The 18,384-nt window shown below is 44.5% G+C and carries 16 protein-coding genes, 8 tRNA genes and 1 rRNA gene; 2 read left to right on the top strand and 23 right to left on the bottom strand.

The window, feature by feature from the left end; all coding sequences use genetic code 11:
* Nucleotides 1-525 precede the first annotated feature (525 nt).
* From ACFQ0C_RS24435 to ACFQ0C_RS24370, 14 genes are all read right to left on the bottom strand, one after another.
* Complete coding sequence (locus ACFQ0C_RS24435) at nucleotides 526-1,242, bottom strand: glycerophosphodiester phosphodiesterase (RefSeq protein ID WP_379370454.1); 717 nt, start codon at nucleotides 1,240-1,242, stop codon at nucleotides 526-528.
* 18 nt (nucleotides 1,243-1,260) lie between these two features.
* On the bottom strand, nucleotides 1,261-2,289 hold the full coding sequence (locus ACFQ0C_RS24430; protein WP_379370452.1) for a CehA/McbA family metallohydrolase: 1,029 nt from the start codon (nucleotides 2,287-2,289) through the stop codon (nucleotides 1,261-1,263).
* Complete coding sequence (locus ACFQ0C_RS24425; protein ID WP_379370450.1) at nucleotides 2,286-2,750, bottom strand: hypothetical protein; 465 nt, start codon at nucleotides 2,748-2,750, stop codon at nucleotides 2,286-2,288. Before ACFQ0C_RS24425 ends, ACFQ0C_RS24430 begins: the two co-directional genes overlap by 4 nt.
* A 20-nt stretch (nucleotides 2,751-2,770) precedes the next feature.
* The gene (locus tag ACFQ0C_RS24420) at nucleotides 2,771-4,159 is read right to left on the bottom strand and encodes an extracellular solute-binding protein (RefSeq protein ID WP_379370448.1); all 1,389 of its coding nucleotides are present in this window, start codon (nucleotides 4,157-4,159) and stop codon (nucleotides 2,771-2,773) included.
* A gap of 94 nt (nucleotides 4,160-4,253) precedes the next feature.
* Nucleotides 4,254-5,108, bottom strand: coding sequence for a carbohydrate ABC transporter permease (locus tag ACFQ0C_RS24415; RefSeq protein WP_379370446.1), 855 nt, complete (start codon nucleotides 5,106-5,108; stop codon nucleotides 4,254-4,256).
* 17 nt (nucleotides 5,109-5,125) lie between these two features.
* Nucleotides 5,126-6,007 carry a carbohydrate ABC transporter permease gene (locus ACFQ0C_RS24410; protein ID WP_379370444.1) on the bottom strand — a complete coding sequence of 294 codons (882 nt, stop codon included), beginning with the start codon at nucleotides 6,005-6,007 and terminating at the stop codon, nucleotides 5,126-5,128.
* Nucleotides 6,008-6,049: 42 nt separating this feature from the next.
* A complete protein-coding gene (locus ACFQ0C_RS24405; protein ID WP_379370441.1) occupies nucleotides 6,050-7,081 on the bottom strand; it encodes a LacI family DNA-binding transcriptional regulator in 1,032 nt (343 codons plus the stop codon).
* A gap of 425 nt (nucleotides 7,082-7,506) precedes the next feature.
* Nucleotides 7,507-8,025, bottom strand: a complete 519-nt coding sequence (locus tag ACFQ0C_RS24400) for an acyltransferase (RefSeq protein ID WP_379370439.1) — start codon at nucleotides 8,023-8,025, stop codon at nucleotides 7,507-7,509.
* Between the two features lies 1 nt (nucleotide 8,026).
* Complete coding sequence (gene ppaX / locus ACFQ0C_RS24395) at nucleotides 8,027-8,674, bottom strand: pyrophosphatase PpaX (RefSeq protein WP_379370437.1); 648 nt, start codon at nucleotides 8,672-8,674, stop codon at nucleotides 8,027-8,029.
* Nucleotides 8,675-8,713: 39 nt separating this feature from the next.
* Entirely contained in the window at nucleotides 8,714-9,742 is a 1,029-nt protein-coding gene (gene lgt, locus ACFQ0C_RS24390; RefSeq protein WP_379370435.1) for a prolipoprotein diacylglyceryl transferase, read from the bottom strand.
* Nucleotides 9,743-9,800: 58 nt separating this feature from the next.
* A complete protein-coding gene (hprK, locus tag ACFQ0C_RS24385; RefSeq protein WP_258217788.1) occupies nucleotides 9,801-10,742 on the bottom strand; it encodes an HPr(Ser) kinase/phosphatase in 942 nt (313 codons plus the stop codon).
* Between the two features lie 862 nt (nucleotides 10,743-11,604).
* Nucleotides 11,605-12,729, bottom strand: coding sequence for an ABC transporter ATP-binding protein (locus tag ACFQ0C_RS24380; RefSeq protein ID WP_379370433.1), 1,125 nt, complete (start codon nucleotides 12,727-12,729; stop codon nucleotides 11,605-11,607).
* 90 nt (nucleotides 12,730-12,819) lie between these two features.
* A complete protein-coding gene (locus tag ACFQ0C_RS24375) occupies nucleotides 12,820-13,938 on the bottom strand; it encodes a PucR family transcriptional regulator (RefSeq protein ID WP_379370431.1) in 1,119 nt (372 codons plus the stop codon).
* Nucleotides 13,939-14,081: 143 nt separating this feature from the next.
* The gene (locus ACFQ0C_RS24370) at nucleotides 14,082-14,933 is read right to left on the bottom strand and encodes a C40 family peptidase (protein ID WP_379370429.1); all 852 of its coding nucleotides are present in this window, start codon (nucleotides 14,931-14,933) and stop codon (nucleotides 14,082-14,084) included.
* A 469-nt stretch (nucleotides 14,934-15,402) separates the two neighbouring features.
* On the opposite strand from ACFQ0C_RS24370, the gene ACFQ0C_RS24365 reads away from it, so the two are divergent.
* Nucleotides 15,403-16,671 carry a nickel-dependent lactate racemase family protein gene (locus tag ACFQ0C_RS24365; RefSeq protein WP_379370427.1) on the top strand — a complete coding sequence of 423 codons (1,269 nt, stop codon included), beginning with the start codon at nucleotides 15,403-15,405 and terminating at the stop codon, nucleotides 16,669-16,671.
* 126 nt (nucleotides 16,672-16,797) lie between these two features.
* Nucleotides 16,798-17,106, top strand: a complete 309-nt coding sequence (locus ACFQ0C_RS24360; protein ID WP_379370425.1) for an MTH1187 family thiamine-binding protein — start codon at nucleotides 16,798-16,800, stop codon at nucleotides 17,104-17,106.
* A gap of 152 nt (nucleotides 17,107-17,258) precedes the next feature.
* On the opposite strand, the gene ACFQ0C_RS24355 is transcribed toward ACFQ0C_RS24360, so the two are convergent.
* The 9 genes from ACFQ0C_RS24355 to ACFQ0C_RS24315 all read right to left on the bottom strand — a co-directional run.
* Nucleotides 17,259-17,331, bottom strand: a tRNA-Lys gene (locus ACFQ0C_RS24355).
* Nucleotides 17,332-17,338: 7 nt separating this feature from the next.
* Nucleotides 17,339-17,423: transfer RNA gene (locus tag ACFQ0C_RS24350), tRNA-Tyr, on the bottom strand.
* 37 nt (nucleotides 17,424-17,460) lie between these two features.
* Nucleotides 17,461-17,536: transfer RNA gene (locus ACFQ0C_RS24345), tRNA-Phe, on the bottom strand.
* 52 nt (nucleotides 17,537-17,588) lie between these two features.
* Nucleotides 17,589-17,665 (bottom strand) — tRNA-Asp (locus ACFQ0C_RS24340).
* Nucleotides 17,666-17,680: 15 nt separating this feature from the next.
* Nucleotides 17,681-17,756, bottom strand: a tRNA-Thr gene (locus ACFQ0C_RS24335).
* Nucleotides 17,757-17,823: 67 nt separating this feature from the next.
* Nucleotides 17,824-17,899, bottom strand: a tRNA-Val gene (locus ACFQ0C_RS24330).
* A 66-nt stretch (nucleotides 17,900-17,965) separates the two neighbouring features.
* Nucleotides 17,966-18,042, bottom strand: a tRNA-Met gene (locus ACFQ0C_RS24325).
* A gap of 18 nt (nucleotides 18,043-18,060) precedes the next feature.
* A tRNA-Ser gene (locus ACFQ0C_RS24320) sits at nucleotides 18,061-18,149 on the bottom strand.
* Between the two features lie 144 nt (nucleotides 18,150-18,293).
* Nucleotides 18,294-18,384 (bottom strand): 23S ribosomal RNA (locus tag ACFQ0C_RS24315); the annotation flags it as partial.

The raw sequence follows: 18,384 nt of genomic DNA, 5'->3' as shown, positions 1-18,384 counted from the left end.
GGGTTCGGGGTTCGGGGTTCGGGGTTCGGGGTTCGGGGTTCGGGGTTCGGGGTTCGGGGTTCGGGGTTCGGGGTTCGGGGTTCGGGGTTCGGGGTTCGGGGTTCGTAACCAGCATGGCATGGCAGTCCATCGAATCCCACGCAATTAACAGGAAAATGTCACGTTATTTTCTCCCAAACATAGCGTTCCAAGCCAATAACTGGAATTTCTCCTGCTAATTCTACGTATTTTGGTTGATATCGTCCCTGTCACTCAGATTAACAGGAGTTTGTCCAGTTATCTTGCTTTCAAACGATATCCGGGCTAGATTAACGGGAGGATTTCCATCCGACAGCCGTAAGTGTTTCCTGTGTCTCCTGTATACTGAAAGCAACCTTTGAGCACCTATTCTCACTCCATAACTTACGCAACATCAGAAAGGGCATTTCCACTTTAAAGTGCTGTAAAAAACTTAAACCCCCTCTTATATTTAAAAAAGGACTACACGGCATGGTTACCCGTAGTCCTCTTTTGCATCAGCAATCCTTACCTTGTTAATCCGGCCAGTTCTGTAACTGCTCTTGTAGTAATTACATCTACCCCTATTTGCACAAATCTCCGCATTGCGTCAGTGTCGTTCACCGTGTACACCCATACCGCAAGACCGGATGCATGGGCCATATCCACTACTTCCTGACGGCATGTTTCATAATTCATATTCAGACCATAATAAGAGCCACTCACGGCTTCTTTGCATACTTTTTCCGCATACAGCGAATAGTTGTTTCTCTCTTCCGCAGAAAACTCATTTGGCGTGTTGAATACAACCTGAATATCATGATGACGAGAGGTGATGCCTTCGCTGCAGCCTGTAATGAAAACTTGATCCTCCGCTTCATATTGTTTCACCAGTTGAATGGCAGGTTCAATGGCAGCAGGCGTTTTTATATCCAAATTCAGCTTTACTTCGTGTTGTTTAGCTATTTGGAGGATGTCACTCAGCCTTACAATTTCGTATTTCTCATATATAGGGCTGACTTTCACCCTTATCTCTGGCTGATTCAGCTGTTCATAGGTAGATTCGTGAAGCAAGGGGGAGTCATCATGGAGTAAAACGATTATGCCGTCCTTGGTAACTCTCAAATCGACCTCTACAATATCTGCCCCGAGCCTAATTCCCTCCATAAAGCTTTCCAAAGTATTGTCCGGTGCAATCCCGCACCCTGTATGCGCAGCAATCTTAGGAGCCGACGATTTGTCCATCTTCATTCCCTCCAGAAATTAATTATCGTGTTGAAAATAGAACGGATTGGTAAACGCAATCATCGTTATGCTGTTATGAAACGCCCCATGCAGCTCTGCCCGAAGCCATATCAATCCTTCCATATCAACCCCGCATGAAGCTGTTGAAGCCCCCCGGGACACCTTGAGTTCCCCAACAGCTCCTTTATTACTCACAAGACGCACCTTCAATTCTTGATCATCCAGCCGCCAATGCTCCGCCCTTTGGGAGAAGTCAACCTCTACCTTGGCCACAGCTGTGCTCGCAGCCTCAGTTACTTTTACTACAGAACCGATTCCATAAACAGATCCCGATGGTTCGATTAGAAGGGTACATTCCAACCGGGGTCCCATTGTTACACTAACTGCTCCCTCTCTAATCGCATCGACAGCCAGCTTTTCTACCTCTGTAGGATCCAGTGCTGAATCCCTGCTTTGTTCCAAACCTAAATATGTAACCGCAATGGGCTCCGTTATTTTTACCGAGGAAACATGCCAATCTCTACCGCAGACAGCCGCTATCCTATGCCCTTGGTTTAACCGATCCGTCCATAGCTGGAAGGCTCTTTGATTGCTGTTCATAATAGAGGGGAACGTATAAGACCAGACTTCAATATAATCGATGTCATCCCAATCGGCTATTTCATATTCCCAATAGCAGCCAGTGCACAAAGGACTTCCAACACGGTAAGGATGCGCAATGCCAACGATGCCGCCTTGCTTGTGCACTCGTTCAATTCCTTTATGTATATCCTTGATCCCCAGGTCTCTCCAGTCCACATAATCAGTAATCCCAATAGCAAGCATATGGCCAAAGAAGGTTGTCCACTCCATGCCCCTAATAATTTGCAGCTGTGTTTCAGACTGGATTTGCTCCCTCTCCAAGAGGGGTGACATTGTGTTGTGGTCGGTCATTGCAATCCCGAATAAACCAAGCTCCTTGGCGCTTCGCGCAAGCTCAAGCAGAGAATGTTCGCCATCACTGTGAAACGTGTGGGTATGCAGTTCATAAGGAAGCCATTGCTTCATAGCACCTCATCCCCTTCCCACACGGACAGCTTGTAGCTGCAAGTTTCTGTAACGAGCGCGTGAATACTCAACGTGAAGGACCATTGTCCTGCCGTGAGCGGCCCCGGCATAAGGCCGGGAGAAGCAGCACCTGTAGCAAGAAACAAATGTTGCGTTGAATCTTGCCGGTGGCATGCTCCCCGAAACCCATTCGGATCATCGACGGAAACCGTAATCAAATTTTTCAACGGAAGAAATCTTCTCCAGCCTTCTTCCATTACCGGATCATTGCCATCGCTATATTTCAGCAAGCTTTGGCCGATGATCTCTTTGGATAAAGCTTCATTGTCCAAGCTTTTCGGAAAGTAGCTGAAGTCGATATTCAGCTTGGGGCATGAATCGGATACATCAAATAAATAGGTGATATGAGTCTGGTTCTGCTCAGACGTCAGCTTTTCCTCGATTTCCAGTAATTGATTCATGATTCCACCTTCGTACGGAATTATTTTTGTGCTGCGAGCCATGCTGTCGATTCTTTTTGAGCTTTCTCCAAAGCCGCTTCAAGTGATGATTTGCCAAGCATTCCTTCTTCTACAGACTCCGATAAAATATAACGAGGCTGGCCCGAACGATAAGGATATCGAGGCGCCCAAAGCTTGCCCATCGATTCCAGTTCAATCACCGCATGCGGATTTTTTTGCAAGCTTTCAAACTTCGCTGCTGACTTGATTACCGGTAGAAATTGAGAGCTTTGTTCTTCCCACATATATTTCTGGAAGAAGTCGCTTACACTGAACTTCAGAAACTCCCAAGAAAGCTCTTTGTTTGCACTGCTCTTGGCGATCGAGTAAGGACTCCCCGCGAACATGCCGCCCATCTTCTTCTCTTTATTGATAAATAATGGGGCAACGCCATACTGATCCTGTAGGCCGGCCGCATAAATCTGATCGACAAAAATCGGCTGTACACGGATATGAATGGCAATATCATTATTGGCCGTTCCCCATTTCTCTCCGCCCTGTTTTACAAGTGCTCCCTTAGGTGCCAAGGTATTCAGCTCATTCATCCATTTAAGCCCTTTTAGCATCTCTGGAGAATTAAAGTTCACTTCCATTCCTTTAAAAAGAAATCCTTTCCCCCAGCTGCCGCCATACGCTTCAGCCGCATTCATAACCGAATCCGCCGCATCTGCTCCTGCATAGAAGGCTCCGTAGTTTTGCTTTCCGGTTTTAGGATTGATACCCGTCATTTTTTTGGCTTTCTCCAATATTTCCTCCGGAGTCGGATTTTTCGACAGCTCCTCTACGCCCCATTCCTTAAAGATCTTTTTGTCATAAGCGATAACCCGTGTGTCCCCAATAAAAGGAAGGCCATATATTTGCAAATCTTTATCTTTAGGTCCCATCGCCTTCCAGCCTTCAACCTGATTATCGATGAAAATGCCGAGATCAAATTTATCCTTCTCAATATAAGGTGCCAGTGGCTCCAGCAAATCCTGGCTCGCCAAGTTCGCAATTCCCGGTACCTGGAATACATCCGCTCCTTTGGAATTGAGCATCGCATCCGTTTTTTGGACGTAGCCGTCCCAGCCTAGCAGAATAAACTCAATAGTAGCCCCTGGATAAAGACGCTCAAACTCTTTTTTCAGCACGGATACTCCCTTAACCTTTTTACCTGAGAGAGGATTCGTTTTGTCATCCATGCTGAAGTCCCCGATTAACTGCACCTTGAGTGTACCCGACCACTTTTTATCTGAAACCTTAGCTGATGAGTCGCTCACTACCGCTGGTTTAGTGTCAGCCTTACTGCTGCACCCCACAATTAATTGCATCGCGAATACGTTAAGCAGAACAGCGGATACCATCCATTTTTTCGTTTTATTTTTTATCATTCTTAGCACCCTTCCCTGATATGTATTATTTTTTTCTGAAACCTTGCTCCTTACCGTTCTACTCTGCGCGGCCTATAACCGCTGTACAATTAGCTCACTCTCCCTTCAGTCCACTTAATGCGATGCTGCGTATGATATATTTCTGCAAGAATAGGAACATAACAACGATCGGTAAAATACTTGCAGTGGCAAGTGCCATCGTAAGACCGCCCAAACGCGTCCCATTCTCGAACGAGAAGCTGGCGAGAAATAACGGAATCGTTCTTAATGCATGATCGTTAATTACTACAAGCGGCCACAGAAACGCATTCCAGCTATCCAGAAAGGATAAGATCGCCAATGTTGCAGTAATCGGGCCCGTGAGCGGCAAATAAATTTGAAAAAAAGTTCTCTTTTCACTCGAACCGTCAATCTGCGCAGCCTCTCTCAGGCTGTCAGGAAGCTGGTCGAAATACTGCTTGGATAACAAAATCCCAAAGCCGTACAAAATAGCGGGTGCAATTAATGGCACATAGGTATTAATCAATCCAAATTTATTGAACATTGTGAATAAAGGAATTAGTCTTGTTTCCATTGGGATCATCATCGTACCTAGCACAACGAGAAACAGCACTTTTTTCCCGCGAAACTGGCCCTTCGAAAAGGCATACCCCGCCAGAAGGGAGCTAGCGACGCTCAAACAAACAGCGCAGACGGCCACAAAGCCGGAGTTTAAATAGGATTTAAAGAGAGTTGCATTTTCCAATACGAGCTCATAGTTAAAGATGGAGGGCTGTTTCGGGAAAAAGGATGGCGGAAACGGTGGCTGCAGGTTAGCCGTCCGTTCAAAGCCAATGCTGAGCATCCATAGAAATGGAGAGATCATGATCACACTCAGGGCAAGAAGGGCAACAAAGATAATGATTTCAATCGGGGACGGTTTTCTTGATAGTATGCTTGTTGTTTTCATGACATTTTCCTCTTCCGTTATATTTTCATCTTCGTAAGCTTAAGATTCAGCATGGTGAAGAACAGAATGATAGCAAACAGGACGTAGGCTGCGGCTGAAGCTATACCATATTCCGTGCCCCCAAAGCCTCTTTCATAAATAAATCCGACAATCGTATGAAGAGATCGGGCCGGGCTGCCTTGAAGTCCACCCAGCAGATAAACGTCTGTAAATCGCTGCAGACCAGAAATCCAGCCGATCACAATCAGAAAGGAGAACGTCCCGTACATATTGGGAATTGTAATATATAGCCACTTTTGAATGCCCGTAGCTCCATCAATTGCTCCTGCTTCGTATATATCCTCTGAAATCGCTTGCAAGTTTGCGAGGAATATAATGACTACAAAGCCCAGCCAATGCCACGAGCCAAGCAAAATTGCTCCCCAACGCGCACTTGACGGTTCAGCCAGCCAAACGGAGGTCGGAAGTCCCAGCATGGAGAGAAAATAATTAAGCAAGCCAAACTCCGGATGCAGTACAAACAGGAAAAGCATCGAAGCCGCTACAACAGATGTTATATAGGGGATAAACAGCAAAATCTTAAACAAATTTTTTCCCCATTTAAGCTCGCTGATGAGCGAGGCCAAAATAAATCCGAACGGAATGGTCAGTAGAAGCTGAAAAAATCCCATATAAAAAGTGTTGAATACCGCTTTCCAAAATACATTGGAACTTAGAACGGACTTATAATTATCAATTCCCGCCCATGTTTCAACTGCTCCCCCGGAAACATAAAGACTCAATCGAAATGATTCGAAAACGGGGTAAACCATAAACAACAGGATGCCGAGTAAGGTAGGAAGCAGGAATAAATACCAGATCATTGAACTGCCTTTATGCCGGTATGCTTGGCTTTGCATAATGTCTTATCTCCTTTTTATAAAAACTTTCTTCAGGTTCGGCTACAAGTCGCTACCGATAGGCCCCGTCGTTCCACGTATAATCAATTTGGGTTCATATTCAATTTGAACCGGATTAATTTCGAGCTTTTGTATCAAGCGATTCAACATGAAGACCGAATCTTGCCCCATCTTTTCTTTTTCCGTGTGGATCGTAGTTAACGGCGGGTTCGAAAGACTTGCAAAATCAATATTATCCGATCCCACAATCGAAATATGTTGCGGAATCCGCAAGCCTTTTTCCATAATCGCCCTTATTGCCCCAAGTGCCAGCATATCGTTTGTTGCAAAAATAGCTGTGGGATACAAGTTATTCCTGTGGGAACGTTCCCATATCGAATATAAACCTTTGCAGCCATCATCAAACAAAGACGTTGGAGAAAAATAAATATGTTCATTGGAAATTTCGCAGCCACGTTCGCGCAAGCGTTCATAGAAGCCTTCGTAACGCAGATGATGACTCCGGTGCTCCTGTGGTCCAGCTATGACACCAAAATGTCTGTGACCTTGTTCATATAAATGATCTGCAGCCATCCTTCCGCCTTTTCGATCATTATTGACTAGTTGAATCACATTATTATTTTCCGCAGTACCGTTTACCATCAAATAAGGAATATCAAAGCCGTCGATGTAGCCTATCATTTCCTGGCTAAGTCGGCTGACTAAGACGAGTCCATCTACTCTCTTTTCCAGCATATAATCCGCAGAACGCAGAGACATTTCTTTATCTGTCGATACAAATACGGAATAATTAAGACTTTCTGCAGCTGCCAATATCGAATCAAGTATCTTCCCGTAAATAGGATGCGACACAATCGGATAGTCCTTCCGGTAAATGATGACTCCGATATTATACGTTCGATGTGACACCATGGCTCTGGCCACCGCATTTGGCTTATATTGTAACTCTTGAATGGCATTCATCACTTTCTCACGAGTTTCCGGACTCGTATAGCCCTTACCTGAAATGACTCGTGAAACCGTAGACTTGGAAACGTTTGCAATATTGGCGACATCTATAATTGTATAACTCAATCGATCCCCCCACTTCTGTAATCACTTAGCTGTTCCTTATTCTAATTTACCTCGAAATGTATGCACTTTGGCAAGTTGCTTAGGCAGCGCATTCGACTTGTCTCAAAACTAATCTCAGTCTCTTCGTTATAGGTTAATAAAAAAGAAATCAGGTTAAGCGCTTTCCTTTTTTTGATTATACAATACTGTTCCTGTATTTGACAACTTATTTTTGTTAATCATTTTGCTGAGGAAATGTCGCCCGATTACTTTCCCTGTGAACATATCACATCGATCCTAGGTCACAGGGGAAGACAATATCGAACCAGCTTTATCAGTTGGAGCAGTTACGCAATTTTAGGGGAGTCACAGATGCCACAACCATCATGTAGTGTGCCATGACGCCCCCATGATTCACACGCCTCTTTTTCTCCTAACTCTTATGATTAACCTTCCACTTCGTTTACCCTCTCAGTTAACCGCACATCTTCCCTAATTACCCTCATAGGATTGCCTGCAACAAAACTGTACGGGGCTACGTCTTTATGTACTACAGAGCCCGCTCCAATTACAGCATGATCTCCTATAGTTACTCCAGGTAAAATAGTCGTGTTAGCTCCCACCATCACGTGGGAACCAATGTGGACTGTACCAATCCGATATTCCTTGATCAGATACTCATGCGTTAGGATCGTTGTATTATACCCAATAATGGTGTTCTCCCCCACTTCAATCCGCTCAGGGAAAAACACATCCACCATCACCATTAAAGCAAAGGAGGTATGCTCTCCCACCTTCATCCCTAACACGCTGCGATAAATCCAGCGCTTCAAGGGTAAAGAGGGGGCATACCGTGAAATTTGAATGAATATGAAATTTTTGACCGCCTTCCACCTGCTGACCGTACGATACATCTGCCATAGTGAGTTCGGCCCTTCTACCGGATACTTGTCCGTCTTTCTCAAGCTACATCTCCTCTACTCCAACGATCGGGAGCAGCTCCCGGATATCGTTAATGATATAAGTGGGATTGTACTGATTCAAATAATCCAAGCCTTTGAGCGACCAGGCAACAGCAATCGAAGGAAGTCCAGCATTGTGGGCCGCTTCGATATCGTAATGACTATCGCCTACCATTGCCGCACCCTCGGCTTCTGAGCCTAATTCCTTGAGAGCTTTACGGATGCCTTCGGGATCCGGCTTCGGCTTCTCTACGTCCTGCACCGTCACAATGGTATCAAAATAATCATACAACCCGCAAAGCTTCAATCCCATTTCTGAAGTAATGCGCACTTTACTGGTCACTATACCCATTTTAATTCCAGCAGCATGCAGCTTTCCTAATGTTTCCCGCACTCCCTGAAACTCTGTAACTAGCTGATCGTGCTTTTCAATATTGAAGGTACGATATTTGAGAATGAGGTCCTCAACTTCGTCCTTGCCGGAGAAAAACTTCATTTGATCCACAAGCGACCGCCCCATATTGGGGATGATGTGTTCTCTAGTAACTGGCTCTGGTGTAATGCCATCGAATGTATGCAGAAAAGATTGAATAATCAGCTCATTCGTATCGATAATGGTTCCATCTAAATCAAATAAAACAGTGTGAATCATGCTCTCTACTCCTTTATCATGCTGTCTCTATTTACTATATTATAGAAGTTTTTCTTCCGGCTTAACCGTTTCTTCCTTATCTGCCGGGGCTTCCACTACGTTACTCTCGCTTTTGCCTTCCGTCGCTGCTTCGGGCTCTTCTCCCTCGACTTTTACTCCGCCTATAGGAACTATCGGATCAGCATAACGTTCTGCCGCGGCACCGCTTTTTCTGCGATAGATCATTAAAGCAAATGCAGCTATTACTATTAACACAGCCAACAGCTGTGAAATCCGCACATTGCCGCCATAAGTCATAAAGCCTTGCTCAAAACCTAACCAGTGCATCGGAGCCCATAATCCATTCATCAACGCCGCCAACCAAGCAGGACCTGTGAAGTCAAGACTATCCGTCCGAAACGCCTCTATAAAAAACCGCCCGATGGAGTACCAAACGAAATAACTCATGAACAGTTCCCCAGCTCGCAGAAACGGTCTTCTACGCAACCAGAATAGAAATAACAAGCCAACTATGTTCCATAACGACTCATATAGAAACGTGGGATGATAGAATTGTCCATCTATGTACATCTGATTTACGATAAAATCGGGCAAATGCAGTGAATTCCGCAGGAAGGCTTCACTTACCGGACCGCCATGCGCTTCTTGATTCATAAAGTTACCCCAACGTCCTATCGCTTGTCCAACAATAAGACCAGGAGCACACACGTCCACAATGCGCCAAAACGAATATCCTTTTCTGCGAACATAAAAAACAGCTGCCAATATTGCGCCTATCAAGGCTCCGTATATAGCTATACCGCCATTCCATACCGCAAACACTTGAGGCAGATTGTCTTTGTAATCCTCCCATTTAAAAGCTACATAATAGATCCGTGCGCCGATAATCGCAGAGGGAACTCCCAACAAAACCAGATCCATAAAAAAATCGGGATTCATTCCAAACCGTTTGCCTTCTTGAATAGCTAGCAGCAGCCCTACCAGCGCCGCTGTACCCAATATAATACCGTACCAATGCACCTGCAGCGGACCAATACCAAACGCGATCGGATTTATTGCTAAATACATGCCGCTTCTCCTTTCCAATACCTTATGTATGTTCAAAATAATCCATACTATCCGAAGCTTACTCCATGTCGTCCATATCTTCAGCTAACGATTCGGTCAGCTTATTTGTAAACTGCAGCGCTGCGTTGTATCCCATCCGTTTAAGGCGATAATTCATCGCTGCCACCTCGATAATGACAGCCAAGTTACGACCTGGGCGAACAGGTATAGTGACCAAAGGAATATCCGTTTCAATAATACGGGTTAATTCTTCATCTAACCCAAGCCGATCATATTGCTTATCCTGCTGCCAGGTCTCGAGCTTGACGACAACCGATATTTTCTTTACATTACGGACTGCCCCTGCTCCGAATAATGTCATCACATTAATAATACCCACACCACGAATTTCTAATAAATGGCGTATCAACTCAGGCGCATTACCTATAAGGACATGATCCGCAGTTTGACGGATTTCCACAGCATCATCAGCAATGAGCCGGTGTCCCCTTTTCACCAATTCGAGCGCTGTTTCACTCTTACCAATACCACTGGTACCTGAAATTAACATACCAATGCCATATACATCAACCAGAACTCCATGAATCGTGGTCGTAGGAGCCAGTTTATTTTCAAGAAAGCCGGTGATTCGACTAGCAAGTATCGTCGTCGCCATCTTCGTACGCAGGACAGGCAGCTGCTGCTCTTTGGCTGCTTCTATTAACTCTTCAGGCACTTCATAGCCGCGGCTAATCAAAATACATGGCGTATCAACAGGTGCACACAGCCTGCTCATTCGGTCCTGCCGTTCTTCAGACGATAAACCATTAAAAAAGGTGAGCTCTGTTTTCCCTAGAATTTGCACGCGCTCGGTAGGATGGAACTCGTAATAGCCAGCCATCTCCAAGCCTGGTCGATATAGGTCGGCTGTTGTAATGGGACGTTTTAAGCCCCCTTCACCGCATATCACTTCTAAATGAAATTCAGCAACAAGATCGGATACTTTTACTTTTTTTGACATCGTTGTTCCGTCTCCTTCATTTTCCAATCTTATAGTTCCCCATTTAGTTCCCCACCCAAACCCTCCCCGCCGGGAGGGCTCCAAGGGCTCCGCCCTCTGGACACCCTTTAAAGGCTTGGAGGTTGAGGTTCGGTGGTGCTCCCTAGAATTTCTATTTACATACATCGCTACCGTCCCTACGGGACACGCTTTACTTTAGATGTTCCGGCATATGAAAATAAAGGCAATTAGCCTGCTTATAGCCACTATCCCCAATAGTCAGGACTATGCTCACCGGATCGTTAAGCTTGTTGCTCTTAGTAAAAGCACTAACTGAAAGCGTGTCCCAAAGGGACGAAAGCGATCCTTCATCTACAATATCATAATAAGTATAAACTCGTCTCCCACCCAACTTTTACGGGTGTCCAGAGGGCGGTAGCCCTTGGGGCCCTCCCGGCGGGGAGGGTTTGGGTGGGGACAAGATGAATGCGATCAATCCTTCATCTACAATATCACAATAAGTATAAACTCGTCTCCCCACCTCAATGGAAATCACGAAAACAATCCTTCACCTATAATAACATATGAAACGCATCCTTACCTCCTAACCCAATTATTCCAGATTTCAGAAGAGCAGTATTCCTTAAAGCCTCCTCGTATGGAAGATTTGGGTGGGCTAGAGCTCGCCAACTGGAAGCGTGTCCCAGAGAGACGAAAGCGTTCCTTCTTCTACAATTTCATCTGAGGCACCAACTCTCCTCCTACCCCAACTTTTTACGGGTGTCCAGAGGGCGGTAGCCCTTGGGCCCTCCCGGCGGGGAGGGTTTGGGTGGGGGAAAACATTAAAAGGGCCAGTCAAATGACTGGCCCCGCATAATTATGATTAAGCGTTCAACAAGATCGACAATGTAGTTTCCTGATCGAAGAAGTGAACTTTGTTCATATCGATTGCAAGCTTAACGTTCATGCTTTCTTTGAAACCGGAACGACCGTCTACGCGAGCAACGATGCTGTTTTTGCCGATTCCTGTCAGGTACAAGAACATTTCGTGACCCAAGTTCTCAGCAACCTCAATGTGAGCATTGACAACACTGTTTGGTGAAGCTTCCAAGAATACTGGCTCTTCGTGAAGATCTTCAGGGCGAATACCCATGATTACTTCTTTGCCAACGTATCCTTTTTCACGAATAATTTTTGCTTTACCTTCTGGCAATTCTACGTTCACGCCGTTTGCTTTGAAATACAAGCCGCCGCCTTGTTCTGCAAATCCACCAGTAACAAAGTTCATGGATGGGGATCCAATGAAGCCTGCAACGAACATATTAACCGGGAAGTTGTAAATTTCTTCAGGAGTATCAGCTTGTTGAATGATACCTTTATCCATAACTACGATACGATCGCCCATTGTCATTGCTTCAGTTTGGTCATGCGTTACGTAGATAACAGTTGTTTCCAAACGTTTAGCAAGCTTACTAATTTCAGCACGCATCTGTACGCGAAGTTTAGCGTCCAAGTTGGAAAGAGGTTCGTCCATCAAGAAAACTTGTGGTTCACGGACAATCGCACGACCCAAGGCAACACGTTGACGCTGACCACCGGAAAGAGCTTTTGGCTTACGATCCAGCAAGTGAGTAATATCAAGAATTTTAGCTGCTTCACGAACGCGAGCATCGATATCAGCTTTTTTGAATTTACGAAGTTTCAAACCAAATGCCATGTTTTGGTACACGCTCATATGTGGATACAAAGCGTAGGATTGGAACACCATCGCAATATCACGATCTTTCGGTGCTACGTCATTTACCAAACGGTCGCCGATGTAAAGTTCGCCTTCAGTGATTTCCTCCAAGCCAGCAATCATACGAAGAGTAGTGGACTTACCGCAACCGGATGCGCCTACAAGAACCAAAAACTCTTTATCCGCGACTTCAAGATGAAAATCTTTAACTGTTGCTTCTTCAGCACCTGCATATCTTTTAACGATGTGGTTTAAACGTACACCTGCCATGGTTATTCCCCCTACGAGTTATTATCAAGTTTATATATTTATCTTACCTCACCTTAAGACTTGTGACTATGCACAATCTTCACAAAAAAATCACTTTCTTTTCGTTACTTTGTACAATAGAAGTGCAATCTTAACCAATACCGCATCATTGAACGTACGAACATCCAATCCAGTCTCCTGCTTGAACTTGTCCAGCCGGTATAAAAGTGTGTTGCGGTGAATATACAGCTTCTTAGCGGTTTCACTAACATTGCAGTCCAATTGGAAAAAATGCTCCAATGTCGTCATCGTTTCAGAGTCCAAAGCAACATCCAACCGTTTTAGGACCCTCTCGAGGAAATTCGTCTTCTCCCCCTCCGGGATCAGATTAATTAGCTTCTCCAGCTGCAGCATCCAGGGCAAGTGCATATTACTCCCCAAATGATAGGTGCGTCCAAGCATCATCGTTTCTCTAAGCTGAAGCACTGTCGTATAAAGTGACTTGGCAGGCATCATAGGATAGTTGATTGCAAGATGACATTCTCCAACCCATTCATTCTCTAACATTTCGTGCAAGCCAAAGCCTATAGCTCCAAGCGTATCCTCAATACTTTCTTCTTCACCGAAATCACGATCATCTGCCGCGTCAATCGACATCATTTTCTCAGATCCAAGAATCAGCCATTCTTTATCCGTTAACGGAATTAATATCATTTCTGCATCAAAAAACGATTCCAGCAGCTTCTTCAGTTCTTGATAGCTTACCCTCCGAGATTGTGAATAATCACCGTATAACAACAGTGGTATTTTGGTAGAATACAGCGAAAGCTGCGACACCAGAGTGTCAGGCATTTCCGCAATAGTAAGGCCAAGATCCTGCTGCTGCTTGAACCAATCTCGCACTGCACTGGCTTTACGTTCTTCTTCGCTTGTGGAAGTGGACGGTTTCATATCCTGCGTTCGTCTCGATTCCAGCATAAGCTCCACTAATTGACGTTCAACCTGCGTAATTAGGCTAGATTCTACCGATAGCACCTGAACTTCCTGGCCTTCTTTATGAACGAAAAATAAAACCTTGTTGTCTACATTCAAGCTTTTGTGCAGGATGCCTTTATCCTTTGATTCTGCATCCGCTTGCATTTGCCATTCTTCCCAAGTCCATTTAGACAACCTTACAGGGCCCTTCAAAATGTGTTCCAGCTGCTGCCTTAACGGTTCCCACCAGTCCATACCCGAACTCCCAACATATGTTTATTTAATCTGTAGTTTGCACCAAATATCATATTACTTGCTAATCATAGCAAAAAATGGTCCCGTATAAAACAAAAGAAATCACCTTTATGCAATCAAGCATAGAGATGATTCCGTTCCTTCTAATTAATAACTCTTCGAGCTGTAACATAGTGACTGTCCCACCAGCCACTTTCGATTGTACTATATTTGACGCCGCCCTCACCGTAAGTATGAATCATCATGCCGTCGCCAATGTACATGCCGACATGTCCGATTTTTCCCTTTGAATCCTTCGTTGTAAAGAATACAAGATCTCCTGTATCCAGATCGCTTTTACTAACGAACTTGCCTTCCTTGGCTTGATCTCTGGAAATACGCGGTAAATCAATATTGTACTTCGAATAGATCCATTTCATAAAGGAAGAGCAGTCAAAGGTTTTTGTTTGTCCGTATTTTGCACCAAAGTCATAGGGGGTGCCTAAGTATTTTTGAGCGGTGAGAACGAGCATTACTCGTTTTTGATCATTCGCTGAAAGTATGCGGCGAGCGCCGATAAATTGGTTTTTGTAAGATTGTGTACTGACGGTAACGACTTTATCTTTACTGCTGGATGCCATTATCATCTTATCATTGCCTACATAAATTCCGGAAGAACTAGGATTAGTCCCTTTTCCAAAAAACAAAACATCTCCTTCTTTTATGGATGAAAATGATTGGATCAAAGGCTTGTCCATTTTAAACTGATCAGCTAATGCTCTGGGCATCTTATAATCAAGCATCTTGTATACGTAATAGTTTAAACCCGATTCATCAAAGCCGCCTTTTAACGACTCCCCACCCTTGGTATAATCCTTACCCACCAATTCCTTGCTTAATGAGACGGCATCCATATCATCATAAGCAGCGAACGCAGAACCGGCCATAGCCCCGGTAAGCATAACTGTCATTACAGTGGTTAATCCTGCTGTGCGAAGAAAAGTTCGTTTTACCATGAATTGAATCCTCCATTTAGTTCTAGTAGTTGCGGGTGTTTTATAACCTCATAATATTGCCCATGTTTGGGTTTCACTGTTTCTATGCCATTAGATTACCATGGGAAAATAACCTTTTGCATTGCTTAATATCTACCTGTATACCTAAACTGCTGGGAAACGACCCAATAAAATCTAACGAGTTATCCATTGAAAAATGAACCCGCAACCTTTTCTGATTAGCAAAAAATGACGGATAAACCCTTGCTGCACCTACATTCTGTATTTGCGTACCTTCCTGCCTTTGCCGCTATTCCACCCCATACAACTAAAAAGATCAAACCATATCTTACCGCTGTAATGATTGCCTTATTTACCAAAATGTCATTCTATAGATCGTTGCATTTTCCCACATATATACAAACAAGGTTATTTTCCGTGTTAATGGCAATAATTTAATTGTTCATTATATTGACCGATAATTACTAATTTGGAGGAGATACTTATTTATCCTATACCCTATGGAAATACTACTCTGCAGCTTTGTCTGCCGGAAAAACAGCACCCCGATGTTATTTCCTATCATAGGAACATTAAAGATCTCAATAACGATGCTTCAGTCAAAAAAACCCGCGATGCCCTGAGTAAGCCGATAGGGACTCCGCAGCTCCATGAACTAGCCGTAGGAAAACGCAATGCTGTTATTCTAATCAGTGATGGCACAAGACTGTGTCCAAGCTATATCATGCTGCCGCCAATCTTGCAGGAGCTCCGGGCAGGCGGAATCCTTGATGATGAAATAGATATTATCATCGCTTTGGGTCTGCATCGTAAGCATACAAAGGAGGAAATGCGACAATTGGTTGGTGAGGAAGTATTTAGCCGCATACGTGTTCATAATCATTCTTCATCAGATGAGGATTGTATACGTCTTGGTATTACATCCGCCGGCACTCCTATTGAGATTAACCGGCTTGCTGTCCAAGCTGACCTAAGAATCGTAATGGGCAATATCGAGCCTCATGCTATGGCGGGCATTTCAGGAGGCGTCAAAGCCCTCGTTCCGGGCATAGCATCTCAAGCCTGTATCGAACATAATCACAGCCTCTCTATGAGGTTCCAGACCCAAGCGGGCTGCATGGATAACCCTATCCATAGAGACATGGAGGAAGCACTGAAATTCATAGGAATCGACTTCCTGCTCAATGTAGTGGTCGATCATAATCGGCATGTCATAGGTGCAACCGCAGGCCATGTTATTGATGCCCATAAAGCCGGGGCAGCCTTAGCCAAAGAGCATTTTCTTGTAAAAGTAAACAAAACCTATGATGTTGTCGTTGTTTCTCCCGGAGGACATCCAAAAGATTTACAGCTCTACCAAGCAATCAAATCGCTTCGTAATGCTGCTTCCATTACTAAATTAGGAGGAACTATACTTCTCATTGCAGAATGTTCGGAGATGTTTGGCAACGGAATTTTCCAATATTGGATCGAAACGATGAAAAGTCGTGAGCACATGGTTTCCAAGCTAAAACAACAATTCGTTCTTGGCGCTCATAAGGTGCTTCATTTGGATGAGGTGTTGTCCAAGCACCGTATATATTTGTATTCCTCACTACCGCGGCCGATAGTGGGTTTGCTCGGTCTCGAGCCGGTGGACGATTTGCAAAGTACCTATAATCAAATAACTGAGCCTAAGACTGAATACATACCTGAGATAGCCATAATGCCTTACGGATCACTTACTTACCCAGTCTAACCGGATTGCTGTTTGGCTGCTCTACAACCGTTTGGCTTAGTTTAACTGCAGCCGTTTGATCATCTCTGTAAGGAAGGCTACAATGGGTAGAGATATTTATCCACTGAAAGTAGAGGAGGCAACATCATGGCTATTATCGAATTAACCATTATTCCCATCGGTACTGCATCAACGAGTTTAAGTCAATACGTAGCCGACATTCAACAAGTTTTAGAGCAAGCAGCGGAGCCGATTCATTATCAAATGACCTCCATGAGCACTCTTATTGAAGGTGATCTGAACGACCTGTTTCAAATCATACGCCGACTGCACGAGGTTCCCTTCACCCATGGTGCGGAAAGGGTATCGACATCCATTAAAATCGACGACAGGCGCGATAAACAAGGCAGTATGGCGCAAAAAATGAGGTCGGTCGAAGACAAAATGCACAAATAAGCCCAACTGCTACCTTTTTACAGCTGCGGCGGACTAAGGATCGCTTATAAGGACTCAAGGACTCGGCGAAAATAATTAATGAGTACCCATTTCCATTTAAAAGAAACATATACAACGAAAAAAGAGCCCCTAAGGACTCTTTTTATTTAAAATGAGACATGTAGGATTCGAACCTACGACACCCTGATTAAAAGTCAGGTGCTCTACCAGCTGAGCTAATGTCTCATATATTTGGTGGAGGCTGATGGATTCGAACCACCGAACTCGATGAGAGCAGATTTACAGTCTGCCGTGTTTAGCCACTTCACTAAGCCTCCATATTTGATTATCCCCGCATAAGCAGGAAAAATCCAATGGTGGCTCGGGACGGAATCGAACCGCCGACACGAGGATTTTCAGTCCTCTGCTCTACCGACTGAGCTACCGAGCCATATGTAGTAATAATATCTTGTCCTAAATTATATTAAATCATTAGTTATTAATGGCGGAGCCGACGGGATTCGAACCCGCGGTCTCCTGCGTGACAGGCAGGCATGTTGGGCCACTACACCACGGCTCCGCGATAAAAATAACATGGTGCCGTCGAGAGGACTTGAACCCCCAACCTACTGATTACAAGTCAGTTGCTCTACCAGTTGAGCTACAACGGCATATTTAATTGTCTCTGTAAAGTATCTGTTATTAGCAGCTAAGCTATACTTAACTTTAAGAGAGAAATGGTGGAGGCTGACGGGATCGAACCGCCGACCCTCTGCTTGTAAGGCAGATGCTCTCCCAGCTGAGCTAAGCCTCCATATTAGCGTGACACAAATGACATTTTACCACATTTTCTTACAAAAAATCAACTAAAAATTAGTAATGGTAGCGGCAGAGGGGATCGAACCCCCGACCTTACGGGTATGAACCGTACGCTCTAGCCAGCTGAGCTACGCCGCCATATCATGAAATTTACTACGGAGAGAGAGGGATTCGAACCCTCGCACCACTTACGCAGTCTAACCCCTTAGCAGAGGGTCCCCTTATAGCCACTTGGGTATCTCTCCATGAGAATAAAGAACAATTAGTTTGTTCCTTGAAAACTAGATCCGAAACAAGCAGCGTCGAGCAACGCTATATATTTTTCACGGTTTCCTCACAATGTATTCGGAGTCAGCTTTAACGCTTCTCTCCACCTTGTGAAGGTATTCTTGGATAAGCCCTCGACCGATTAGTATTCGTCAGCTCCATACCTTGCGGCACTTCCACCCCGAACCTATCAACCTCGTCGTCTTCAAGGGG

The organism is Paenibacillus sp. GCM10027630 (genome assembly GCF_042676305.1).
Lineage (GTDB): Bacteria > Bacillota > Bacilli > Paenibacillales > NBRC-103111 > Paenibacillus_S.
This window is presented reverse-complemented; position numbering and strand designations above follow the sequence as displayed.

Bases quoted from the DNA above. Each gene is read 5' to 3' on its own strand.
- ppaX (WP_379370437.1), bottom strand. From the start codon at position 8,674: ATGATTCACACTGTTTTATTTGATTTAGATGGAACCATTATCGATACG.
- ACFQ0C_RS24420 (WP_379370448.1), bottom strand. From the start codon at position 4,159: ATGATAAAAAATAAAACGAAAAAATGGATGGTATCCGCTGTTCTGCTT.
- lgt (WP_379370435.1), bottom strand. From the start codon at position 9,742: ATGTATTTAGCAATAAATCCGATCGCGTTTGGTATTGGTCCGCTGCAG.
- ACFQ0C_RS24415 (WP_379370446.1), bottom strand. From the start codon at position 5,108: ATGAAAACAACAAGCATACTATCAAGAAAACCGTCCCCGATTGAAATC.
- ACFQ0C_RS24360 (WP_379370425.1), top strand. From the start codon at position 16,798: ATGGCTATTATCGAATTAACCATTATTCCCATCGGTACTGCATCAACG.
- ACFQ0C_RS24380 (WP_379370433.1), bottom strand. From the start codon at position 12,729: ATGGCAGGTGTACGTTTAAACCACATCGTTAAAAGATATGCAGGTGCT.
- ACFQ0C_RS24410 (WP_379370444.1), bottom strand. From the start codon at position 6,007: ATGCAAAGCCAAGCATACCGGCATAAAGGCAGTTCAATGATCTGGTAT.
- ACFQ0C_RS24425 (WP_379370450.1), bottom strand. From the start codon at position 2,750: ATGAATCAATTACTGGAAATCGAGGAAAAGCTGACGTCTGAGCAGAAC.
- ACFQ0C_RS24370 (WP_379370429.1), bottom strand. From the start codon at position 14,933: ATGGTAAAACGAACTTTTCTTCGCACAGCAGGATTAACCACTGTAATG.
- hprK (WP_258217788.1), bottom strand. From the start codon at position 10,742: ATGTCAAAAAAAGTAAAAGTATCCGATCTTGTTGCTGAATTTCATTTA.
- ACFQ0C_RS24430 (WP_379370452.1), bottom strand. From the start codon at position 2,289: ATGAAGCAATGGCTTCCTTATGAACTGCATACCCACACGTTTCACAGT.
- ACFQ0C_RS24375 (WP_379370431.1), bottom strand. From the start codon at position 13,938: ATGGACTGGTGGGAACCGTTAAGGCAGCAGCTGGAACACATTTTGAAG.
- ACFQ0C_RS24435 (WP_379370454.1), bottom strand. From the start codon at position 1,242: ATGGACAAATCGTCGGCTCCTAAGATTGCTGCGCATACAGGGTGCGGG.